Below are 21,538 nucleotides of genomic sequence, written 5' to 3' on the forward strand. Positions count from 1 at the left end.
CATCAAAAGCATACGCTGAAATTTCTGAAACATTCTCCGAATTTTCAGTTTCAATTCTCACCATCCATTCATATTTTTGAATAAGCATATCTGAATAATCTGAAACGCTTTTCAAAGATGGAAACTCATTATATTCCTCTCCACTATGTTTTCTGTATACCAACATTTTCAATGCTCCAGGAATTTCTTTTGCCTGAAAATTTCCTGCCAGTTTTGCTTCGAAATTTTTCCCAGGCTGCTCAATAGTCACGGAAACTTTACCGCCCGGCTGAATGCAAACCTTCAGATCTGCACTTTTGCTCTTATTTTCTAAAGATAGCCTTGTATTCAGCTGATAGAACTTTTTTTCATCAACCGAAAAGTATTTAACTGATAAAGAATCTGGTAAAAGGTCATCTTGGCTCCAAAAATAGGCAGAATCAGGTCCTTTTGAAAAAATCAGTTTTGGAGAATCAAAATGTAAAGTGTTTTTGGAATGATTAAAAGTATTGATAAAAACTGCATCAATGATCTTCAGCATATTTGCTTTTTCATCTGTTGAATTAGGCTCCGAGCTTATGATCTTTGCTGACCAGCTGACTTTATCAAATTCTTTTTTTCTAAATAAAGCCATTCCATAAAGAAAAGCCAGTACGATAACAACGCCTGCCAGACAAAAATTCAGATAATCTATGACCGTTTTCTTCATACTCTTAATGTTGATAAGCTCTCCCTAAAGCCCCTAAGTAAGACAATGCAACAAATGCCAAAAGGGAGATGATGACAATAAAAAAAGTAAAATACCTGAATGCTTTTTTATACCTGGATTCTCCGAGAAACAAATTAAGAACCACAGAAACAGTGGGAATAAAAAAACACATAAAAGCTAAAGATACACCTTCTCCCATCCCGAAATCTGTATAATCCAGGTATTTCACAAGCAATACCTGAATGCAGAACAATAGAATAACAGTGAGGAATGGGTTATTTTTCATTATTAGTTTTTTATTTTCCCAATACAAATACAGCAGGAACTTTATGAAGCTCAGGCTTTTGTTTTTGCCAGTCTTTAACCGTTTTTGTCTTAATAAACTCATGTTCCGGGTCATTGATATTGGCAGCAATACAAAGCTTGGAATTAGGAGACAGAAATTTAGTCAAATCTTCGATAAGTTGGTTATTTCTGTAAGGAGTTTCCATAAAAATCTGAGAATAACCGGTTTTCTGCACAAGGCTTTCCAACTGCTGAATCTGCTTCTTTTTCTCTCCTTTATCTATCGGAAGGTAGCCATGGAAAGTAAATTCCTGCCCGTTGAACCCACTGGAAATTAAAGCTAAAATAATGGATGAAGGCCCGGAAATAGGAATCACTCTGATATTCTTCTCATGGCACCACTTTACCATCAGGTTGCCCGGATCAGCAATACACGGTAATCCTGCTTCTGAAAGCAATCCGAAGTCCTGACCTTTCAGCATCAGCTGCTGGGCTTCTTTAATGTCTGCGTTTTCCGTATACTTATCTAGTAAAAACAGCTTCAGGTCTGCCTGCTTCTTTTCGGGAGCAAAGAATTTAACAACCTTTCTGGCTGTTTTCTCATTTTCCACGAAGAAGTAATCCGTTTGCATGATATATTCCTTAATAACAGGTGCAAAATGAGTAATGGAGGTGTTTTCTGATAAATAAGCAGGGAGTAAAAAAAGCATTGTTTTATTTTTTAGTTCTTTCGTTTAGTGAGGGTTGTGGGAAGTACTTTGCAAGGTCCATGGAAAAGGTAACAGAAGTTATTTTCCAGATTCCATTGATTTTCATCAGTGTCCAGATCTCTTTTCCCCAGTTTTCCATTTTACCGTCATACCAAAAACTGTAATCGAAATTGGCAGAAGCTACTGCTCCATCTTCAACGATTTTAATATTGTCAAATTTTTCTTCAGATTTGTCGTCTTTAAAGCCTTTAATGAAAGCTTTATAATCATCAGCAAAATAATATTCTGCCTTGGGATTTTTCTCCAGGCGTTTAGCCTGCGTTCTGTCTTTGTAAATTCCGGTCCAAAGCACCGGTTCCTGAAATAGTGACAGATATTGAGCTTCATTCCTGGTTTTAATACTTTCCATAAAGTTATTCATTACTTTACGAATTTCTTTTTCATCCCTGGTTTGGGCAAAAGAAAAATTAAAGCTTAGGACAAGTAATAAGAGCAGTCTTTTCATGGTTAGGATATTAGTATTTGGTTTCTAATGGCATCACATCCTTTATCCAAAAGCTGGAAAACATTTTCGAAATCTTTCATATCTCCCCAATAGGGATCCGGAACCTCAGCATTTTTGTGATCTCCCAATACTTCCAGGAATAATGATATTTTCTGACGTTCTTCTTCATTTTTAGCTTTGGAAATAACATCTTCCATTACGTCTATATCCATACAGTAAATCTTATCAAAAGTTTCATAATCCCTTCTAGTGATGGGTCTTGATCTTTGTCTGGAAATATCGATATTATGATGGGCAGCCGTTTTTATGGCTCTTTTATCTGGGTGTTCACCTTCATGCATAGAAATTGTTCCGGCAGAATCCACCAAGAAACTTTCCGGTACTTTTGCTTTCATAATTCCCTCAGCTAAAGGGCTTCTGCAAATATTTCCAAGGCAAACCATCAGGATTTTCATAGTCTGATATTTAATAAATTAAACTGCAATAAACATTTATTAGCTTCAACAAATCTAAATAAAAAATGAAGAATACAACTATTCTCCATTTTTTAATATTTTAAGTTAAGATGATCTTACTGCTTAATTCTCTCGGTAAGGTCTTTAACGTATTTTTTGATTTCTTTGTCAATTTTGGAAACATCCTTGATGGTATCACAAGCATACATTACTGTAGAGTGATCTTTTCCTCCCATTTCTTCACCAATTTTAGTGAATGTGGAATTGGTAAACTCTTTTGAGAAATACATCGCCAGCTGTCTTGGTAAAGCGATTTCTCTTTTTCTTGTTTTAGAAAGAAGCTGTTCTTTTTTGATTCCAAAATAATCGCAAACCACTTCCTGTATATAAGGAATATTGATCACCTTCTTTTGGTTGGCAGCAATTCTGTTGATGGTTTCTTTTAATAATTCAAGACTCAGATCTCTCTTATATACTGTAGAATATGCAATTACCGAGTTAATAACTCCAATAAGCTCTCTTACGTTTGTTTTGGTTTCAACCGCAAGGAAGTCCAGCATATCTCCCGGAAGAACAATTCCGTCTCTGCTTAATTTGTCTTCAATGATCTGTCTTCTTGTGGATAAATCCGGAGATTTGATCTCCGCAGAAAGTCCCCATTTGAAACGGGAAACAATCCTATCCTGAATATCCATAATGTCTGCAGGAGCTTTATCAGAAGTAAGGATGATCTGCTTTCCATTTTGATGCAGGTGATCGAAAATGTGGAAGAAGCTATCCTGAGTTGCTGATTTTCCTGATAAGAACTGAATATCATCAATAATCAATACGTCTACCATTTGGTAGAAATTCGCAAACTCTGTCTGCTTATGTGCTTTTGCAGCAGAAATAAACTGCTGGATGAATTTTTCTGAAGATAAGTAAAGAACTACTTTGTCCGGAAACTGATTCTTTACTTCAAGACCAACCGCCTGGCCTAAGTGGGTTTTTCCAACTCCATATCCTCCATATAGGAATAATGGGTTGAATGCTGTTGCTCCCGGTCTTTTCGCAATAGATCTTGCTACGGTAGCAGCAAATTTGTTGCTTTCTCCTTCTACATAGCTGTCAAAAGAATAGTCTGGTTTCAGGTTGGAATCAATATTTACTTTTTTGATTCCCGGTACTACAAAAGGGTTTACAATATTAGCAGAAAATCCTTGCGGCATTGTTTCCTGTGTTTTTGGAGTAGGAACACTTTGTCCTTTCATGTTCATGGTAACCGGCTTTTCTTCACCTTTTGGTCTGTTTTCCATTACGGAATACCATAATTTAACTCCTTTTCCTACATTTTTTTTCAGGGCAGCAGAAAGTAAGGACAAATAGTTATCCTCTATATATTCCTTGTAGAAATCACTCGGTACGATAAGCGTAAGGTTATTAGACACTAATGAAAGTGGCTGTACCTTATCGAATAACATATCGAAAGATTTTTCAAGTTTTTTCAGGTCAGAATTATCTTCAGCTGCGTTCAAGTTATCGCGCATAAACTGAAGGCACTTCTGCCATATCATCATTAAGTTGTCATCCATTTTTATGCCCTGATTATTCTTTTGTTTGTACTGTTTTTAGAAGGGAGACAAAGGTCCAATTTTTTCTTTTTAAAAAAAAATATTGCAGGTATTGATTATTTAAAAATATATTTGTATGTATAATTAAAGACTTAAAATGATACACACAACACACTCAATACGAGTACGTTACGCAGAAACAGACCCCATGAAATATGTATACTATGGTAACTATGCTCAGTACTTTGAAGTGGGCAGGGTTGAGCTCTTCAGAAGTATAGGAATTTCATACGATGAAATTGAAAACCAAGGAATTTGGTTACCTGTTTCGGATTATAAAATTAAGTATATTCGTCCAGCTTTGTATGATCAAAAATTAGAAATTCATACTTATGTAAAAAAAATTCCCGGGGTAAGAATTGAATTTGAGTATGAGATTTACAATGAAGAGCATATTAAAATTACTGAAGCATCCACTACTCTTTTCTTTTTGGACACTAAAACCAATAAAATCATCAAATGCCCTGATTTCCTGATGGAAATGATTGAGGCCAACTGGAAAGAGACTGCAGAAGATACATTATTATAAAGGATAAGGAGTAAAAGTATGGAGAAGAAACCCCTTTACATTTCAAATATTGAACTTTGGCTCCTCTTCCCTTGAACTTTGAACTATAATTCGCACCTTTGTCTTTTGATAACAACAATACCTTATATATTTACTTTATGAAGATTGCATTTTTGGGGCCTCATGCCAGCTTTACCCAGCTCGCTGCTGCACAGCTTTTTCCTGATGATGAACTTTTACCGCAAGCAAGCATCCTTGATTGTTTCGGAGCTGTAGAGAGCGGAGAAGCGCTTAAAGCTGTTGTTCCTTTGGAAAACTCTATAGAAGGCACCGTATCAATGACGCTGGATTATTTGTATAAGACACCGTCCATTAAAATTGAAGCAGAAGCTGTAATGCCTATTGCCCATCACCTGATGATTCATCCTGAAAACTCTATCGAGGAAATAGAAAAGATTTACTCTCATCCGCAGGCACTGGCTCAGAGTTTCCATTTTTTAGATACTCATTATAAAGGAATCCCTAAACAGGACTTTTCTTCTACAGCAGCGGCGGCTAAATTTGTTTCAGAAAACAGAGATTCTAAAATTGCCGCGGTAGCAAATCAGTTTGCGGCCAACTTATATGGATTAAATATCATCAACCGTAATATTCAGGATTTTGAACAAAACCACACCCGGTTTATCATCATCTCCAAGCAGCAGAACAAGTATGATAACAGCCAGCTGGAAACATTGGGAGAGAAATCGGGAATGCTTATTACCCTTCCTGAGGATCACCCAGGAGGACTGCATCAGGTACTATCTGTTTTTGCGTGGAGAAAGATGAACCTCAGTAAAATCGAATCCAGAACATTAAAGACCGGATTGGGTAATTATTTCTTCTTTATTAATGTAGAAGGACCATGGAAAGATGTACTGCATGGAAATGCATTAAAAGAACTTGAATCCATTAACGCGGATGTAGATTTCCTTGGAAACTATAAAGAATTCCTTTTAGAGAGCTAAAATATGTTACATACAGATAAAAAAAACACTGCTATTACCAGCAGTGTTTTTTATTTTACACACAAATAATCTAAAAAATAAAAATATTTTACTACAAAATATCGTATTTACAAAACTATATAACTCCAATAAAATAACCCACACAACAGGGAAATTATTTCGTTCCAAAAGCCTCATAAACACCACTTTACTAAAATAACGTAAAAATAACTCGTAATTAAAATATTTAATTATATATGTTAAAATATAAACAAACGTTTAAAAATATCACATCATAATAATGTAAAAAATATAAATTTCACAATGTAGAGTATAATTTTTATTGTATATTTGTTAGCAACTAAATAAAAATTTGATCATGAAAACTAAAATCTACAGCCTGATTGTAGCCTTTGCTACTCTACCGTTATTTTCCCAAGTAGGAATTAACACAGCTACTCCATCAGCAACTCTTGATGTAAATGGTACTTTAAAAGTAAGAGACACTCCAGCGGCAACAGCTTTACCTGGATATCAGATTTTGGCCCTAAATGAAGGAAGTGAGCAGGTCTTTATGGTTGACCCGCAGTTATTAATAGATGCTTCTGGCGTCAACTCAGGAATGTATGCAGCCAGAAAATCTACTGGAATAAACCTTTTAAGTCTTGGTCTTTTTCCTTCCGGCTTCAGAGCAGTTAACTTTTTAGCAGCAGAAAGAACGATAGGTTCTGCAGCAATGTTTTCAGATACAGATAATACTTTCATTGTTCCATCTACCGGAGTTTATTACATAGGATTTTCATTCCGTTATGGAACCGGGGTACAAGCCTCATTATTAGCAAACTCACCCGGCGTTGGAATTGTAAGAACCAGAAATGGGGTTGCCACTACAATTGATAGCCGCGCCTTCAGTGGTATTGATGTTACTTTATTAAAATTAACAATTTCAGATGCAAGTATTAATTCAATATATTCTCTGCAAGCAGGAGATAAGATCTCTTTTGGACTTGTAGGTTCTTCTCTGCTTGATGCAGGAATATTGGGATCAAGTACCGCTTCGTTCACTATTTACAAAGTATCTAATTAATAAGACATATTGTTAGTTATCTATATCGTTAACCCATCGCCTCTAATTGCGATGGGTTAATTTTTAAATACCATTTTAAAATTCTTTATATTTGATAAAACCTATATAATGAATGAGTATCTTGCGGTTATCCTGATTGTAGTTATTGCCATTATTTTCAACAACCTGAACACCAAAATCCGGAAACTTGAAAAAGAGGTATCTGATCTGACATTAAGAATCAATAAAAAAACAATACACCCTGAACATCCACAGGAAGAAACTCCTTCTGAAGAAATCATTATTCAGCCACAGGAATCAGTGCATGAACCCCACAGAGAGGTTATCACTCCACATGAAAGCAAAGAAAATACTCAAAGAGACTGGCTAAATCCTGTTTTTGAATTTTTAAAACAGAATATCCTTACTGTTATAGGTATTTTTACACTCGTTCTCGGAATCGGTTATTTTGTAAAATACGCCATTGACAAGAACTGGATTGGCGAAACCACAAGAGCAGGAATTGGCCTATGTACAGGAACAGCCATTATATTGGCAGGACATTTCCTCAGAAAAAATTACCAAACATTTGCATCCATTATCACAGGAGGCGGAATTGCCGTTTTATATTTCACAACAACTATCACTTTCAGAGAATATCATCTTTTCAGTCAAAATACAGCTTTTATTATTACTTCAGTAATTACTGCTGTTGCTATCATTCTTTCCTATTATTACAGAAGTGAAGTTTTAATCATATTTTCATTAATTGGCGGCTTCACGGCACCCTTAATGATTAGTTCGGGTGAGAATAACTACCTGTTCCTTTTCACTTATCTTACCTTATTAAATATCGGAATGCTGGCTGTTGCCTTCCTTAAGCACTGGAAAAGCGTGGGATGGACAGCCTATATTTTCACAAGCATCTATCTTTTTTACTGGACAGTAGATCTTCCTGAACTTTTAAGCATTGTTTTTTATCTTATCAACTATATTATTTTTTACATTTTTGCTCTTTATCATTACTTCCGAAAAAATGAACTTTCTGTTCCGGATATTTTAATGCTAGCCCTTGTTAACTTCTCAAGCATTATAGGTCTAACTTATATCTTCAATGAATTACAATATGAACCGGTTATCATCTTCCCTCTTATTTTTGCATCCGTGAATAGCATTCTTCTTTTCAGGGAATATGGAAAAAGAAATTTTGGGATTCCCTTTTCTATTTTTACAGGAATAACCATCAGCTTAATTACTATAGCTGTCGCTCTACAGTTTAAAACCCATCTTATTACCAGTGTTTGGGCGATAGAAGCTACTCTACTCCTTTTTATATGGAAAAAAACAAGTCATAAAATTTTCAAAACATGTTTTTATGTCCTCTTCCCATTGGTTATTCTTGCGCAGTTTATTACCTGGTGTGAATATTTTAATGCCTCCAATCTTAGCATCATCTTCAATCCTATATTTTTAACAAGCCTGGTAACTATTGTTTCCATCGGAATCAATTTATATTTATTAAAAAATACCAGCGAAAAAACAGAAACCGGAACCCATTCTTTTTTTGAAGATCTTATTACAACTGCAAGCTATGGAGTGATATACGCCGCTATACTTTTTGAGATTATTTACCATATCAATACAATGACTTGGATAGCGATAGCCAGTGTAGCACTATTATACAGCATCTATTATATTTTCATATTATTATTCTTCAGAAAAAAACTGAGCATCCCCCAATTTCTTCAGACCGGATTAATTTATGTATTTTTCTCCCTGATTATAGTTAATATCTCTATAACCACCTCATCAGTAGTTACGGATATTTTATCAAAGCAACTTCAGAACAATTTCTATCTATTGCATTTCCTTCAATGGATACCTTTTATATTTCTGTCTTTAAAAATTATTCCTGATACAAAATTCCATCAATCAAAAATATCATACTGGGTCATTTCTTTGGCATTCATCATTTCAATCAGTTGCGAGCTGCGTCATTTATATGTAATGACATCAGCTCATGATATTGTGGATTCTTATGCCGTAAAGAATCATTTCAATATTCTCTATTTACCCATCATCTGGACCATCCTGGCAAGTATATTTATTTATATAGGATTAAGAAAAAACATTCAGGAATATAATAAGGTTGGGTTTGGGCTTATTGGCCTGATGGTTTTAAAACTTTATGGTTATGATGTGTGGCAAATGGATAATATATCAAGGATCAGTGCATTCATTGCGCTTGGAGTTATCTTATTGCTAAGTTCATTTACTTTTCAGCGTCTTAAAAATATTATCAAAAATATGGTTGACACTAAAGAAAAAAATAAAAAAAACGAGGAATCATAATTGGCTTAAAAGTTTTTATTTCTAAATAAAATGTAAAACATCTTAATATTTAATTCACATTTTATAAAAAATAACTATATTTATCACGTTTTTAACAGTTACATATTCTGATTATGAAAAAATTACTCTATTCTTTTTTAATACTGTCATCTGCAACTTTATTTGCACAAAAAAAGCTTGCAGTAGCTGATAATATGATTGGAACAGAAGATCTGTTCAAGTCTGCGAGCCCACGTATGCAGGTTCTGAAGGTTTACAATACCGCTGCCAGCCTTCCTGCCAATTTGAAAAAGTACAGTTCTGTTTTTACGAATGGAGTCTCTGTATATAAACTTAATAAAAACAATGGTTTTGATAAGATGTCATTAGCACAGCTAAATAAACAGATCAATATTCCTGCTGATAATCCTGTTTTTATTGATGGATATGAATTTACAGATTCATCTACTAAAATATTCACGGCAATTATAGCAAAGACAGAGAAAAAAGATTACAACGGAAAACCAACTTACTTTATCTACACAACGAAGTAATTTTTAACAATATAAAAAAGGATAGCGTAAAAAAACACTATCCTTTTTTATTTAATATTTCTTCCCCCACTTCTTCTTCAGTTCTTCATGAATCTTTTTTTCTGTGGAATTGTTTCCCGGCTCATAGAGTTTTACATCTTTGATCTCCTGAGGAAGAAAATCCTGATCTACAAAATTGCCTTCGTAAGAATGGGCGTATTTATATTCCTTTCCATAATCAAGATCTTTCATCAATTTGGTAGGGGCATTTCTTAAATGAAGAGGTACAGGTAGATTTCCTGTTTGTTTCACCAATGCCATTGCTTCATTGATAGCCATATATGCAGAGTTGCTCTTCGGAGAAACGGCAAGGTATACCGCTGTTTCACTCAGAATAATTCTTGCTTCAGGATTTCCAATCACATTGATGGCCTGAAAGCAGTTATTGGCCACTACCAGTGCATTAGGATTAGCCAGTCCGATATCTTCCGCTGCCAGAATAAGCATTCTTCTGGCAATAAACTTAATATCTTCTCCTCCTACAAGCATTCTCGCCAGCCAATATACAGCTCCGTTAGGATCACTTCCCCGCATTGATTTAATGAATGCCGAAATAATATCATAATGCTGCTCCCCATTCTTATCATAGAGTGCCATTGTTTCCTGAAGCACCTCCAACACATCTGAATTAAGAATCTCATGGGTGTCTGTATCTTTATACTGGTTCAAAACCAGCTCTACAGAATTAATCAGTTTTCTGGCATCCCCTCCGGAATACTGGATCAGTGCTTCTTTTTCAAGAATTTTAAAATCTGTTCCCTCGTCTTTATTATATCTTTCTGAAGCGATATCAATCAGCTCTTCAAGCTTTTCATAGCTTAAAGCTTTCAGAATATACACCTGGCTTCTGGATAACAGAGCGGAAACAACCTCAAAACTTGGATTTTCTGTTGTAGCTCCTATCAAAACGATCCAGCCTTTTTCTACAGCATGCAACAAAGAGTCCTGCTGGGATTTATTAAAACGGTGAATCTCATCAATAAATAAAATAGGAGATTTTCCCGAAAACAAATTTTGTTTCTTAGCATCTTCAATTACATCCCGAACATCTTTCACTCCTGAAGAAACAGCGGAAAGTTTATAAAACTTCCGTCCTGAACTTTCAGAGATAATTTCTGCCAATGTGGTTTTTCCTGTTCCCGGAGGTCCCCAAAAGATCAGAGAATTCAGGGTATTGCTATTGATCATTTTCCTGATCGTCCCTTTTTCGCCGGTAAGATGCTCCTGCCCCAAAACTTCATCCAGGGTTTTAGGTCTTAATTTCTCGGCTAATGGAATATTTTGATTCAAAGTATTTTATTTTTAAGATCAATATTTCAGATTTCTATGCTCTGAAACTTCTAACAAAATTAAACTAATTTTCATTTTTTTACCCTATTTTTGCATTGTTTTGAAACTTACATTCAATAAAATCATTACATTTCCTATGGTAATTTTGATAAAATTTTACCAGTGGTTTATCTCGCCCTTACTTCCTAAAAATTGCCGTTACGAACCCACCTGCTCACATTATATGATAGAGTCTTTACAGGTTCATGGTATATTTAAAGGATTCTGGCTGGGATTGAAAAGGATTTTACGGTGTCATCCATGGGGAGGAAGCGGCTACGATCCTGTTCCACCAAAACATAAACATCAATAAAAGCAACAAACTATTAAATCAATAGAAAAATGAGTAATATTTTTTTCAGAATTTACCTTGTCATATTTGCATTGGTTACTCAGTGCCTTTTTGCACAGGAATATCCCGGAGGTTTATCTGACGGAACTTTAGATATCAATGGAAACAATGTTCCCGTGAAGATCTATTCCACTACAGAAATGGGAGACCTGGCTGCTTTTCCAGACAGAGGTATTAAAGATAATGTCCTTGTTATCCTGAACGAATCTAATTTTGAACCTGCTTACTATAACTACAGCGTTTCCACACTGGCAAGATTCAAGGATTCACAATACCAGTTTCTGGATAAAAATTTCAAATTAATTGGTACTGCTCCTACCCAGGATAATATCACAACATTCAAATATGCCGTAAAGTCTGCAAAACCGATCTCTGATGCTGATAAAGTAGCGCTTAAAACATCCTTCAAAATCTGGGATCCTTCAAAGGGCATTCATATCGGGGTATTTACATTACACTTTTATAGTTTAATGTTTGTGTTTGCATTTGGTTTCGGATATGTTTTAATGACCAGAATCTTTAAAATTGATCATGTTAATCAGAAATATCTTGAGCCGCTTTTCACATGGACATTAATAGGAACTATTCTTGGGGCAAGATTAGGACATGTTATTTTCTATCAGCCGGAACTGTTTAAAGAAGATTTCTGGAGTGTATTTTTACCGATCAGCACTAAAAACGGGATCAAATTCACGGGATTCTCCGGGTTGGCAAGCCATGGAGCAACAATCGCATTAATTCTTACCACTCTTTATTACTCATACAAAATCATTAAGAAAAATCCTTTCTGGGTTTATGACAGATTAGGAATCGTGGTAGCTTTAGGGGGAGCATTTGTAAGAATGGGAAACTTCTTCAATTCTGAAATTGTAGGAAAACCTGCTGATCCTAATTCTCCTTTCGCTTTACTTTTCCCACAGCAAAGCAGCGAATATGGGCTTACCGTTCCACGTTATCCGAGCCAGTTATTCGAGGCTGTAGGATATGTAGCCCTGTTCATTTTACTATGGATTCTTTACAGAAAAACGAATAAAAAATATCAGCAAGGATGGTTATTCGGGTTGTTCTTTATTATCCTTTGGGCCATCAGGTTTTTTGTAGAATTCCTGAAAGAACCTCAAGGGGATGAATTTATCCAGATCGGCGGTTTAAATACCGGACAGGTTTTATCTATCCCATTTATGATTGCCGGTGTTATCATTATGTTTATTTCCAAGAAATTTAAAATTACGGAAGAAGAAAATGCAAAACCTGAGTAATTAGACTACACAGACAATTAAAAATATAAAAAGGCAGATTTGTAATTACAGATTTGCCTTTTTTACGTTTAGATTTAAACAATTATATACTTTTCCCAAGAGATTCTTTATTCCACTCTATTATATTAAGAATGACACAGCCATATTTATAAAGAAGAGTTGAAAAGCTAAATGCGCTCAACTTACTTATAAATTTCTTTCTGTTTTTCTATTTAAGTCATTAAAAACATTTCCCAGTTCGTCAATTACATCGGTAGGAAGCATAGACTCTTTTGAATGCTTTTCTGCTGCAAAATCGGCAGCTTTCCCATGTAACCAGACTCCCAAGATACTGGAATCTTTTTCAGAATATCCCTGAGCTAAAAGTGAAGTCAGAATACCGGTCAGAATATCTCCGCTACCTCCTTTAGCCAGCCCGGCATTACCCGTCAGATTATAATAAACATTGCCTTCAGGGGTAATCACCTGCGTATGGTGATCTTTTAAGACAATATAAATACTGAATTCCTTTGCTTTTTCCCTAGCCAATTCTAATCTTTTAAATGAATTTTCCGTTTTACCGAACAACCTTTCAAACTCTTTGGGATGAGGAGTAATAATTGATTTTTTTGGAATCAACTGCAGGTTTTTCTGATCTTCAGAAAGAATATTCAATGCATCTGCATCCAATATCAATGGAGATTTATAATCTTTAAGAAAAGTAAAAAGCCCTTTTCGGGTCTCTTCATGAGTGCCCAGACCAGGACCAATTCCTATGGTTGTTCCTTTATCTATATCAAAATTCTTAATAAAACGGCCTCCTCCTTCTATAAACATAGCTTCCGGACAAGACATCTGTACTATCTCATAACCACATTGAGGAGCCAGTGTAAAAGTAAGCCCAGCACCTGTTTTCAAAGCGGATTTTGTAGCCAGTACCACTGCGCCGATCTTTCCATAGCTTCCGCCTGCAATAATTGCTTTGCCATAATTTCCTTTGTGAGCAAAATCATTTCTTGGTTTAAAAAGTGATCTTACAACAGAATCATCGGCTGAAAAATAGTAGGTTTCTGTTGTTTCTTCATACTGATCACTAAGTCCGATATCTAAAATGAAAACTTTTCCGGTATATTTTCCGGTTTCCGGATGGAGAAAACTTCTTTTCCAGCATTGAAAACTTAGTGTATAATCAGCTTTTAAAGCACTGAAGTCACCATCAAAGAGTCCGTCACTAGAAATTCCCGACGGAATATCTATGGCTATTTTAAGATGATCTTTTTTATTGATCCATTCTACCAGTTCTTTATATTCATCAGCCAATGGTCTTGATAATCCGGTTCCGAAGAGGGCATCAATAATAATTGTTTTATCATCAAAGGTATAGTGTTCAATCTGTTTGAAGGTTCGTACAGAAATTCCGGAAACCCCGCCTAATCTTTTAAAATTTACTGCTGCATCTTCTGAGAATTTTCCTTTGAGATCATTCACAAATACATCCACATCAAAACCCTTCAGATAAAGCATTCTCGCTACAGCAAATCCATCACCGCCATTATTTCCGTTTCCGCAAAGAACTGCTACTTTCCTGTGAGCTTTACAATATTCTGATATCCAATTGGCAACAGCGGTTGAAGCTCTTTCCATCAATTGAACGGAAGATATAGGTTCATGGGATATGGTAAACTGATCCCAGCTTCTGATTTGTGTAGCAGTAAAAATCTTCATGGGTAAATCTTACTTTTAAATAAATTATAAAAGATATCTCATTACGGATATAGCCCCGGCAACAAAAATACAGGGACATCATTAATGAGGTAAAATATAAGATTAAAGTTACGATTTCTATTAAAAAAGACGATACCGATTTAGAACAAAAATCCAGGTTTTAAGGATAAAAAACTACAAAAAGTAGTGTTTTTTACATTTTTTAATTATATTTTTGTGTATATACTAATTAAAAAAATATAAATTATGGGATTTGTTAAGGAATTTAAAGAATTTGCCTTTAAAGGAAATGTTCTCGATCTTGCTGTCGGTGTGATCATTGGTGCAGCATTTGGTAAAATTGTTTCATCTTTAGTGGAAGATGTTATTACCCCTTTGATCTTAAACCCTGCACTTAAAGCAGCTGGCGCGGAAAATATTGCCAAACTTACATGGAATGGCGTTGCTTACGGTAATTTCCTTTCTGCAGTAATCAGCTTCCTGTGTATTGCCATGGTTCTTTTCTGGATCATTAAAGGAGCTAATAAGATCAACAAAAAAGAAGCTCCTGCTCCTGCAGGACCAACAGACGATCAAAAGTTATTGGCTGAAATCAGAGATTTATTGAAAAGCAAGAACAATATATAATCTGTCATTAACAGTTTAAAATATAAAAGCACCTTTTCCAGAAGGTGCTTTTACTTTTTATATTATTGATCTAATTACTGGATCTGTAAAATACTTGAAATCTGATCTGCCAAAGAAAGCCCGATTCTGTCCTGAGCTTCAAGTGTAGAAGCACCTGTGTGCGGTGTCAGGGAAATTTTGGAATGGTTAAGAATTTCTTTAGAAGGTGTTGGTTCGTTAATAAAAACATCCAGTCCCGCGAATTTCACTTTACCGGAATCCAAAGCTTCAATTAAAGCCGTTTCATCAATGACTCCACCTCTGGAACAGTTAACTATTGCTACTCCATCTTTCATAATTTCAAACTCATTCTTGCCAATCATATATCCGTCTTTCTGAGCCGGAACGTGAAGAGTAATAAAGTCTGAATGTTTTAAAACATCCTGTAAAGGTTCTGTTTCGATATCTACGTTGATAAACTGATTGTTGTAGAATTTCACTTTAATGCTTGCTCTTCCTACATTATTATCTGCAGCCACTACTCTCATTCCTAATCCAAGGGCAATTCTTGCTACTTCCTGACCAATTCTTCCCATCCCGATAATTCCTATCGTTTTCCCCCTCAATTCAATACCTGCGGCATATGCTTTTTTAAGTCCTGCAAATTCTGTATCGCCTACCAAAGGCATTTTTCTATTGGAATCCTGAAGGAATCTGGCTCCGGAAAATAAATGGGCAAAAACAAGCTCTGCAACCGATTCTGAAGAAGCTGCCGGTGTATTGATCACATGAATCCCCTTTTCTCTTGCATAATCTACATCAATATTATCCATTCCAACACCACCTCTTCCGATAATCTCCAATGATGGGCAGTTATCTATAATATCTTTTCTTACCTGCGTGGCACTTCTTACCAATAAAGTACGTACCTGATGCTCATTAATATAATCTACTAAAAATTCCTGTGGAACTTTTGCAGTAATCACCTCGAATCCTTTTTCTGTTAATGCATCAATTCCAGATTGGTCTAGGCCGTCATTAGCTAAAACTTTCATAAATACAACTATGTTTTAAAAGTTGAAAGATTTAAAAATTAAAGGATAGGCTCCATTCAATTTTTAAATCTTTCGTTATATTAAATTTATTCTTCGTCTTCTTTGAACACTTCTATGGTTACTTGCTTTTCTACCAGGTCTGTAAATCTTCCCTTGTATCTTGTAGCTCGTACCAAATGATTATCAATCCAGTGATAATTTCCTCCTCTTGGTTTTCCACAAAGTACACTGTGGTATTTGAAACCGTGCTTATCCAGCCAATCAATAGTGATTTGCTTCAGGTTTTCAGTTCTTGAGGTAAAGAAACAGATCTGATGCCCTTCATCATACCATTTATTAATAGTTTCCAAAGCGTCAGGATATGGTTCACAGGTAACCATTCTTTCCGGTTCTTCATTAGGAACGTCATCCGTAATGGTTCCGTCTATATCAATTAAGTAATTTTTAACTCCATCCTTGAGAATAGGACTGATGTGTTCTATGTATTCTAATTCCATCACGAAAATTTGAGTAACAAAGTTACGGTTTTTATAACTATCAGATGTATTAATCTTAGTTTATGTTAAAAATTTACTATAAAAATCGTTATTTAATAAATAATATAAACATTTTATTCATAATTTAGACAGTTCTGATTAAAATTTTTCTTTTTAAATTTTAGTTTAGATATCGAAATAGAGAATATTTGATGTTTTAATGAACCTAACCTAACTTTCAAAATTCCATATTTATTCTCGGTTCTGTTCATTCAAAAGATATAATGTTTTCCTAAAAATTTCCAAAATACATTTATTACGCTTACATTTGTAGAAATGGAAGAATTAGTAGTTTTAGTAAATCCTGATGATGTGGTTTTGGGCTTGATGGAAAAACAGCAGGCTCATATCAATGGCCTGTTACACCGTGCTTTTTCCGTATTTCTGTTCAACAGTAAGGGCGAAATGCTTCTTCAGAAAAGAGCATCAGGAAAATACCATTCTCCCAATAAATGGACCAATGCTGTGTGTTCACACCCAAGAATCGGGGAAACTTATCTGGCCGGAGCCCAACGAAGATTGAAAGAAGAATTGGGAATAGAGGCTGAACTTTCAGAAAAATTCAATTTTATTTACAAAGCAGATGTAGGTGGTGGCTTGTGGGAACATGAACTGGACCATGTTTTTGTAGGAAATTACGAATCTGGATTTAATCTCAATAAAGACGAGGTGGAAGAAGTAAGATTTATTTCTCCTGAACAGCTGGATAAGGAGATTTCTGAAAATCCCGAACAATTTACAGAATGGTTCAAGATTATCCTTGAAGAATATAAACACCATTTTTAACGATGAAAAAAATCCTTCTTTTTACTGCCATTCTATCAGGAAGCCTGTTTTTTGCACAAAAAGCAACAACTTATGATAGTGCCAACTACTCTATCAATGTTCCTGAAGGCTGGAGATCAACCAATGACAGTGATATCATCAATATTTTCCCTACCAGTGAAATCGGAGCAATAACCATTTCCGAATACCACGATCTGAATCTTCCTAAAACCGAAACGAAGAAATTCATTCTGGCTCTTTATAAATCTCAGGATGAAGAAAAAAAGGTAAAGGAAAGCAGAGGTAAAAAAGGATATACAGAATATTTCTACGAATATTTTGACGAAAAGGAAAAACTTTTCTGGATCACAAGAGCTTTTCAAAGAGATAAAGACTTGTATCTAGTCACTATCAACTGTGGCCAGAAATTCTGGAACGGAAACTATATGACCCTATTTAATGAGACTTTTAACAGTTTTAAAATAAAGAAATAAAAATTAAATATGAAGAAAACAGCTTTGTACGACAAGCACGTTTCATTAGGAGCTAAGATCGTACCTTTCGCAGGTTTTGAAATGCCTGTACAATATTCAGGAGTAACGGAGGAGCATTTTGCAGTAAGAGAAAAAGCAGGACTGTTTGATGTTTCCCACATGGGACAGTTTTTTATTGAAGGTCCGGGATCTAAAGATCTTTTACAATTTGTAACAACCAACAATGTAGATACTCTTGAAAACGGAAAAGCTCAGTACTCATGTCTTCCTAACGAAAACGGAGGAATTGTAGACGACCTTATCGTGTACAAAATGGAGGATGACAAATACTTCGTGGTAGTAAACGCTTCCAATATTGATAAAGACTGGAATCATATCTCAAAATATAATACTTTCGGTGCAAAAATGACGAATGCTTCTGATGACATGTCGTTATTGGCAGTTCAAGGTCCTAAGGCTACTGAAATTCTTCAAAAACTTACGGATGTAACCCTTTCTGAAATTCCTTACTATCACTTTACAGTAGGAAGTGTTGCCGGAGTAAATGACGTTATCATTTCCAACACAGGATATACAGGTAGCGGAGGTTTTGAAATCTATTTCAAGAACGAAAGTGCTGAAAAACTTTGGGATGAAGTAATGAAAGCAGGTGAATCAGAAGGAATTATTCCTTGCGGGCTAGCTGCCAGAGATACTTTAAGACTTGAAAAAGGATTCTGCCTTTACGGAAACGATATTGACGATACTACTTCTCCAATTGAAGCCGGCCTAGGATGGATTACAAAATTTGATAAAGACTTTGTTTCTAAAGAGGTTTTCGCAAAACAGAAAGAGGAAGGAGTAACAAGAAAGTTAGTTGGATTCGAGCTACAGGATAAAGGAGTTCCAAGACATGACTACCCTGTTGTAGATGCTGAAGGAAATGTAATTGGGAAAGTAACTTCAGGAACTCAGTCTCCAATGAAAAAGATCGGTTTAGGTCTTGCTTATGTAGACAAGCCTCACTTCAAGTTAGGTTCTGAAATTTTTATTCAGGTAAGAAACAAGAACATTCCTGCAAAAGTGGTGAAAGCTCCTTTTGTATAATCTGTTCAAAAAAAATATTTAAAAGTAAATCAGCCTCGTAAAAATTACGAGGCTGATTTTTTTATTTCTTATATAAGTAAGCTCTGTTTTAATATAAATTTTCAGTCTGAAATATATTTTACAAGAGAGGCTCCATTTTCAAGATTCAGGTTTAGTCTTTCAATTAAAAAACGTACATCTTTCAAAAAGTTATCTTTCAAATATTTATCTTCTATGTCATGACCCCAACATATTTTTCGATAGTATTCAGGATTTTCTACTAATGCATTTTGCAATTCAATCAGTTTCATATATAAAGGTTTTATATTTATATAACCTTCATGTTCATCAGCATAATCCCAGAAATCCAGCAATGTAAGATCAATATTTAAAACCTTTTCTACTTGTCTTAATAACCGATCTTCATCACCAGCATCTCCCTCTCCTGTCATTATCAGGTTTAAACCGCTTCTATGATCAAAAAGATAACGATCTTTTAGTTCCAAATATTTTTCAAAAGGTTCTTCTATATCAAATATAAGATAAATTTCTAAGCCTAATCCCATATATTATATCACACCAAAGAACTTTTGCAGCTCTTCAACATTCTTTTTATCGTTTCCTATAAAAATCTCTTTATCAGTCATGAAAACAGGACGTTTTAAGAAAGTATAGTGATCCAATAGTAATTCTTTAAAATCTTTCTCACCCAAAGACTTCACATCCAGCCCTCTCAACTTAATCTGAGTAGACTTTCTGCTGAACAAAGTTTCGTACGATTTTGTAAGCTTATACATTTCTTCTAATTCTTCTTTGGTAATAGGCTGCTTTTTAATCTCACGAAGCTCCCAGTCTGTAAGGTCAAATTGTGCTAAAATTTTTCTGCAGGTATCGCAGGTATTCAGGTAAAATACTTTCTTCATTGCTCTTCTTAATTCTTTTATTGGTTAAAATTCCACTTCATTATTATTTCGCGTTTCAAAAGTAGGATTTAATCTAAAACTTTCGAAATTATTAAATAACTTTATTCAAATTTTATAAAGATGCAGAACAAACCTATTACTTTTCAGTTTATTTCAGAGCCATCAGATGTTAATTACGGTGGAAATGTACACGGCGGAAGCGTTATGAAATGGATTGATCAGGCAGGCTATGCGTGTGCTACCACCTGGAGTGGAAATTATTCTGTAACCGTTTATGTTGGTGGAATCCGTTTCTATGAACCCATTAAAATTGGTGAAGTGGTAAAGGTAGATGCTCAGGTGATCTATACAGGAAGTTCAAGCATGCACATCGCCATCAATGTTTTTTCCCGAAACCTGAAGCAACCTACTTTTGATAAAAAAACCCACTGCATCATCGTTTTTGTAGCCGTGGATGAGAATGGTAAAAAACTTCCGGTTCCCAAATGGATTCCTGAAACTGAAGAAGAAAAACAACAGGAACAATATGCTAAACGCCTCATGGAGCTGAGAACGCAGATTGAGGATGAAATGAAACCTTTTTTATAAGAAATGTAAAGTTGAAACTTCTTAGAGCAAGGATAAAAAAGAGCTCCATGGAACTCAAAGTCAACACTTAAAATTATATATATAGTTTTTCATAGTATGTTGTACAGAAATTTTGAATTAACTAATTTAGTATCAACCCATTCCAAATATATTATGAAAAATATTCTTACAATCACGGCTATTCTGTTGATAGTTTTTATTCAAGCTCAAACACATAGGTTTATTTATGAGCTTCAGTATAAAATGGATTCTACTGAAGCAGGATATCAAAAAGTAAATATGATCCTGGATATCACCCCAAAAGAAGTGAAGTTCTATGGGCGAGATCTCGCTATTACGGATTCCTTGAATAAAAAATTCGGAATGAACTCCAGCTATACTGATATGACAGGTCAGGTAGTAAAAAGAAAGATCAATTCTTTTGACAATGAAAATTTCATCAATATTAAAAATGGATATTATTCATTTAGAACAACGGATAAAATGAATTGGACGATTGCGGATGAAACAAAAAAAGTAGAAAATTATACCCTGCAAAAAGCCACAACAAAATTTGGGGGAAGAAGCTGGACGGCATGGTTCTCTAAAGATATTCCATTTAATGAAGGTCCATTTAAACTACGCGGATTACCCGGTTTGATCTTTGAATTATCAGATACCGGGAAAAATTTCATGTATACTCTTGTAAAAAGCAAAGAACTTCCGGAAATCTACTCCACTTCAGATTTCCTGGAATCCAATTTCGGAAATAAAGCAATTCCTATCAATGAAAAGCAAAAACATAAACTGATTATGGAATTTTATAATGATCCTTTTGCCTTTGAAAGGAATAATTTCAGCAAATCCAATAATGACCTGAAAATTAATATCAACGGGAAGGAAATTCATAATGTGGATGAATTGAATACTCAAACCAAAAGTATGCAGGAGGTCATCAGAAAGTATAATAACCCTGTTGAAATTGATAAGGCGATGCATTATCCGATATATTAAACTTCAATATCACCAATTCCTTTTGATTTCCTATTGAGACCGTAAAAATGATAGACATACATTTTTTAGGTTTTGGCTAAAGCCAATGGAATTTGAATATTTTATTTATTGAGTGGGCTAAAGCCCACCCCT

General features: G+C 34.9%; 25 protein-coding genes. 13 read left to right on the forward strand and 12 right to left on the reverse strand.

The window, feature by feature from the left end:
• The 6 genes from BBH99_RS16770 to dnaA all read right to left on the reverse strand — a co-directional run.
• Nucleotides 1-688, reverse strand: a 688-nt coding sequence (locus tag BBH99_RS16770; RefSeq protein ID WP_066698290.1) for a hypothetical protein, incomplete at its 3' end; no start/stop codon positions are given.
• Nucleotides 689-692: 4 nt separating this feature from the next.
• Nucleotides 693-974, reverse strand: coding sequence for a hypothetical protein (locus BBH99_RS16775; RefSeq protein ID WP_066698292.1), 282 nt, complete (start codon nucleotides 972-974; stop codon nucleotides 693-695).
• A 10-nt stretch (nucleotides 975-984) separates the two neighbouring features.
• Entirely contained in the window at nucleotides 985-1,683 is a 699-nt protein-coding gene (locus BBH99_RS16780) for an SAM-dependent methyltransferase (RefSeq protein ID WP_066698296.1), read from the reverse strand.
• Nucleotides 1,684-1,687: 4 nt separating this feature from the next.
• Nucleotides 1,688-2,188: a nuclear transport factor 2 family protein gene (locus tag BBH99_RS16785; protein WP_066698299.1), complete on the reverse strand. Its 501-nt coding sequence runs from the start codon at nucleotides 2,186-2,188 to the stop codon at nucleotides 1,688-1,690.
• A gap of 2 nt (nucleotides 2,189-2,190) precedes the next feature.
• A complete protein-coding gene (locus tag BBH99_RS16790; RefSeq protein WP_066698302.1) occupies nucleotides 2,191-2,643 on the reverse strand; it encodes a low molecular weight protein-tyrosine-phosphatase in 453 nt (150 codons plus the stop codon).
• 116 nt (nucleotides 2,644-2,759) lie between these two features.
• A complete protein-coding gene (gene dnaA, locus BBH99_RS16795; protein ID WP_066698306.1) occupies nucleotides 2,760-4,214 on the reverse strand; it encodes a chromosomal replication initiator protein DnaA in 1,455 nt (484 codons plus the stop codon).
• Between the two features lie 136 nt (nucleotides 4,215-4,350).
• Between dnaA and BBH99_RS16800 the strand changes: the two genes are divergently transcribed.
• The 5 genes from BBH99_RS16800 to BBH99_RS16820 all read left to right on the forward strand — a co-directional run bounded on the left by BBH99_RS16800 (nucleotide 4,351) and on the right by BBH99_RS16820 (nucleotide 9,698).
• Entirely contained in the window at nucleotides 4,351-4,782 is a 432-nt protein-coding gene (locus BBH99_RS16800; protein ID WP_066698309.1) for an acyl-CoA thioesterase, read from the forward strand.
• Nucleotides 4,783-4,919: 137 nt separating this feature from the next.
• Nucleotides 4,920-5,768, forward strand: coding sequence for a prephenate dehydratase (pheA, locus tag BBH99_RS16805; RefSeq protein ID WP_066698310.1), 849 nt, complete (start codon nucleotides 4,920-4,922; stop codon nucleotides 5,766-5,768).
• A 358-nt stretch (nucleotides 5,769-6,126) separates the two neighbouring features.
• Entirely contained in the window at nucleotides 6,127-6,834 is a 708-nt protein-coding gene (locus BBH99_RS16810) for a hypothetical protein (RefSeq protein ID WP_066698312.1), read from the forward strand.
• 108 nt (nucleotides 6,835-6,942) lie between these two features.
• Nucleotides 6,943-9,165, forward strand: a complete 2,223-nt coding sequence (locus BBH99_RS16815; protein WP_066698315.1) for a DUF2339 domain-containing protein — start codon at nucleotides 6,943-6,945, stop codon at nucleotides 9,163-9,165.
• 113 nt (nucleotides 9,166-9,278) lie between these two features.
• On the forward strand, nucleotides 9,279-9,698 hold the full coding sequence (locus tag BBH99_RS16820) for a hypothetical protein (protein ID WP_066698317.1): 420 nt from the start codon (nucleotides 9,279-9,281) through the stop codon (nucleotides 9,696-9,698).
• Nucleotides 9,699-9,749: 51 nt separating this feature from the next.
• Here the strand turns inward: BBH99_RS16820 and BBH99_RS16825 are convergent, their stop codons facing one another.
• A complete protein-coding gene (locus BBH99_RS16825; RefSeq protein ID WP_066698319.1) occupies nucleotides 9,750-11,027 on the reverse strand; it encodes a replication-associated recombination protein A in 1,278 nt (425 codons plus the stop codon).
• Nucleotides 11,028-11,163: 136 nt separating this feature from the next.
• On the opposite strand from BBH99_RS16825, the gene yidD reads away from it, so the two are divergent.
• Both yidD and lgt read left to right on the forward strand, forming a co-directional pair.
• Complete coding sequence (gene yidD, locus BBH99_RS21945; RefSeq protein WP_225717812.1) at nucleotides 11,164-11,379, forward strand: membrane protein insertion efficiency factor YidD; 216 nt, start codon at nucleotides 11,164-11,166, stop codon at nucleotides 11,377-11,379.
• 449 nt (nucleotides 11,380-11,828) lie between these two features.
• Nucleotides 11,829-12,677: a prolipoprotein diacylglyceryl transferase gene (lgt, locus tag BBH99_RS16830; protein ID WP_066698374.1), complete on the forward strand. Its 849-nt coding sequence runs from the start codon at nucleotides 11,829-11,831 to the stop codon at nucleotides 12,675-12,677.
• A gap of 186 nt (nucleotides 12,678-12,863) precedes the next feature.
• Here lgt and BBH99_RS16835 read toward each other — a convergent pair whose 3' ends face one another.
• The gene (locus BBH99_RS16835) at nucleotides 12,864-14,381 is read right to left on the reverse strand and encodes a bifunctional ADP-dependent NAD(P)H-hydrate dehydratase/NAD(P)H-hydrate epimerase (protein WP_066698321.1); all 1,518 of its coding nucleotides are present in this window, start codon (nucleotides 14,379-14,381) and stop codon (nucleotides 12,864-12,866) included.
• A 246-nt stretch (nucleotides 14,382-14,627) separates the two neighbouring features.
• Here BBH99_RS16835 and mscL point away from each other — a divergent pair, with 246 nt between their 5' ends.
• Nucleotides 14,628-15,008, forward strand: a complete 381-nt coding sequence (mscL, locus tag BBH99_RS16840; protein WP_066698324.1) for a large conductance mechanosensitive channel protein MscL — start codon at nucleotides 14,628-14,630, stop codon at nucleotides 15,006-15,008.
• 74 nt (nucleotides 15,009-15,082) lie between these two features.
• On the opposite strand, the gene BBH99_RS16845 is transcribed toward mscL, so the two are convergent.
• Together BBH99_RS16845 and BBH99_RS16850 are read right to left on the reverse strand one after the other, a co-directional pair.
• Entirely contained in the window at nucleotides 15,083-16,042 is a 960-nt protein-coding gene (locus tag BBH99_RS16845) for a D-2-hydroxyacid dehydrogenase (RefSeq protein WP_066698327.1), read from the reverse strand.
• Nucleotides 16,043-16,128: 86 nt separating this feature from the next.
• On the reverse strand, nucleotides 16,129-16,539 hold the full coding sequence (locus BBH99_RS16850; protein ID WP_066698346.1) for an LNS2 domain-containing protein: 411 nt from the start codon (nucleotides 16,537-16,539) through the stop codon (nucleotides 16,129-16,131).
• 315 nt (nucleotides 16,540-16,854) lie between these two features.
• On the opposite strand from BBH99_RS16850, the gene idi reads away from it, so the two are divergent.
• Genes idi through gcvT form a run of 3 tightly spaced genes read left to right on the forward strand, consistent with a single transcriptional unit; the run spans nucleotide 16,855 to nucleotide 18,923 of the window.
• A complete protein-coding gene (idi, locus tag BBH99_RS16855; protein WP_066698352.1) occupies nucleotides 16,855-17,364 on the forward strand; it encodes an isopentenyl-diphosphate Delta-isomerase in 510 nt (169 codons plus the stop codon).
• 2 nt (nucleotides 17,365-17,366) lie between these two features.
• Nucleotides 17,367-17,837: a hypothetical protein gene (locus tag BBH99_RS16860; protein WP_066698355.1), complete on the forward strand. Its 471-nt coding sequence runs from the start codon at nucleotides 17,367-17,369 to the stop codon at nucleotides 17,835-17,837.
• Nucleotides 17,838-17,846: 9 nt separating this feature from the next.
• Entirely contained in the window at nucleotides 17,847-18,923 is a 1,077-nt protein-coding gene (gcvT, locus tag BBH99_RS16865; protein WP_066698364.1) for a glycine cleavage system aminomethyltransferase GcvT, read from the forward strand.
• 101 nt (nucleotides 18,924-19,024) lie between these two features.
• On the opposite strand, the gene BBH99_RS16870 is transcribed toward gcvT, so the two are convergent.
• Together BBH99_RS16870 and BBH99_RS16875 are read right to left on the reverse strand one after the other, a co-directional pair.
• A complete protein-coding gene (locus BBH99_RS16870; RefSeq protein WP_066698367.1) occupies nucleotides 19,025-19,468 on the reverse strand; it encodes a hypothetical protein in 444 nt (147 codons plus the stop codon).
• A 3-nt stretch (nucleotides 19,469-19,471) separates the two neighbouring features.
• Nucleotides 19,472-19,825 (reverse strand): arsenate reductase family protein, encoded by a 354-nt coding sequence (locus BBH99_RS16875; RefSeq protein WP_066698370.1) that lies wholly within the window; start codon nucleotides 19,823-19,825, stop codon nucleotides 19,472-19,474.
• A gap of 120 nt (nucleotides 19,826-19,945) precedes the next feature.
• Between BBH99_RS16875 and BBH99_RS16880 the strand changes: the two genes are divergently transcribed.
• On the forward strand, nucleotides 19,946-20,413 hold the full coding sequence (locus BBH99_RS16880; protein WP_066698372.1) for an acyl-CoA thioesterase: 468 nt from the start codon (nucleotides 19,946-19,948) through the stop codon (nucleotides 20,411-20,413).
• 153 nt (nucleotides 20,414-20,566) lie between these two features.
• Nucleotides 20,567-21,406 (forward strand): GLPGLI family protein, encoded by an 840-nt coding sequence (locus BBH99_RS16885; protein ID WP_073300604.1) that lies wholly within the window; start codon nucleotides 20,567-20,569, stop codon nucleotides 21,404-21,406.
• Nucleotides 21,407-21,538: the final 132 nt, after the last annotated feature.

It is taken from the genome of Chryseobacterium contaminans, assembly GCF_001684955.1.
GTDB classification, from domain to species: domain Bacteria; phylum Bacteroidota; class Bacteroidia; order Flavobacteriales; family Weeksellaceae; genus Chryseobacterium; species Chryseobacterium contaminans.

Bases quoted from the DNA above. Each gene is read 5' to 3' on its own strand.
- BBH99_RS16815 (WP_066698315.1), top strand. From the start codon at position 6,943: ATGAATGAGTATCTTGCGGTTATCCTGATTGTAGTTATTGCCATTATT.
- dnaA (WP_066698306.1), bottom strand. From the start codon at position 4,214: ATGGATGACAACTTAATGATGATATGGCAGAAGTGCCTTCAGTTTATG.
- BBH99_RS16850 (WP_066698346.1), bottom strand. From the start codon at position 16,539: ATGGAATTAGAATACATAGAACACATCAGTCCTATTCTCAAGGATGGA.
- BBH99_RS16775 (WP_066698292.1), bottom strand. From the start codon at position 974: ATGAAAAATAACCCATTCCTCACTGTTATTCTATTGTTCTGCATTCAG.
- BBH99_RS16835 (WP_066698321.1), bottom strand. From the start codon at position 14,381: ATGAAGATTTTTACTGCTACACAAATCAGAAGCTGGGATCAGTTTACC.
- gcvT (WP_066698364.1), top strand. From the start codon at position 17,847: ATGAAGAAAACAGCTTTGTACGACAAGCACGTTTCATTAGGAGCTAAG.
- BBH99_RS16860 (WP_066698355.1), top strand. From the start codon at position 17,367: ATGAAAAAAATCCTTCTTTTTACTGCCATTCTATCAGGAAGCCTGTTT.
- BBH99_RS16820 (WP_066698317.1), top strand. From the start codon at position 9,279: ATGAAAAAATTACTCTATTCTTTTTTAATACTGTCATCTGCAACTTTA.
- BBH99_RS16875 (WP_066698370.1), bottom strand. From the start codon at position 19,825: ATGAAGAAAGTATTTTACCTGAATACCTGCGATACCTGCAGAAAAATT.
- BBH99_RS16800 (WP_066698309.1), top strand. From the start codon at position 4,351: ATGATACACACAACACACTCAATACGAGTACGTTACGCAGAAACAGAC.
- BBH99_RS16780 (WP_066698296.1), bottom strand. From the start codon at position 1,683: ATGCTTTTTTTACTCCCTGCTTATTTATCAGAAAACACCTCCATTACT.
- BBH99_RS16785 (WP_066698299.1), bottom strand. From the start codon at position 2,188: ATGAAAAGACTGCTCTTATTACTTGTCCTAAGCTTTAATTTTTCTTTT.
- pheA (WP_066698310.1), top strand. From the start codon at position 4,920: ATGAAGATTGCATTTTTGGGGCCTCATGCCAGCTTTACCCAGCTCGCT.
- BBH99_RS16790 (WP_066698302.1), bottom strand. From the start codon at position 2,643: ATGAAAATCCTGATGGTTTGCCTTGGAAATATTTGCAGAAGCCCTTTA.
- BBH99_RS16885 (WP_073300604.1), top strand. From the start codon at position 20,567: ATGAAAAATATTCTTACAATCACGGCTATTCTGTTGATAGTTTTTATT.
- mscL (WP_066698324.1), top strand. From the start codon at position 14,628: ATGGGATTTGTTAAGGAATTTAAAGAATTTGCCTTTAAAGGAAATGTT.
- BBH99_RS16845 (WP_066698327.1), bottom strand. From the start codon at position 16,042: ATGAAAGTTTTAGCTAATGACGGCCTAGACCAATCTGGAATTGATGCA.
- BBH99_RS16880 (WP_066698372.1), top strand. From the start codon at position 19,946: ATGCAGAACAAACCTATTACTTTTCAGTTTATTTCAGAGCCATCAGAT.
- yidD (WP_225717812.1), top strand. From the start codon at position 11,164: ATGGTAATTTTGATAAAATTTTACCAGTGGTTTATCTCGCCCTTACTT.
- BBH99_RS16810 (WP_066698312.1), top strand. From the start codon at position 6,127: ATGAAAACTAAAATCTACAGCCTGATTGTAGCCTTTGCTACTCTACCG.
- BBH99_RS16870 (WP_066698367.1), bottom strand. From the start codon at position 19,468: ATGGGATTAGGCTTAGAAATTTATCTTATATTTGATATAGAAGAACCT.
- idi (WP_066698352.1), top strand. From the start codon at position 16,855: ATGGAAGAATTAGTAGTTTTAGTAAATCCTGATGATGTGGTTTTGGGC.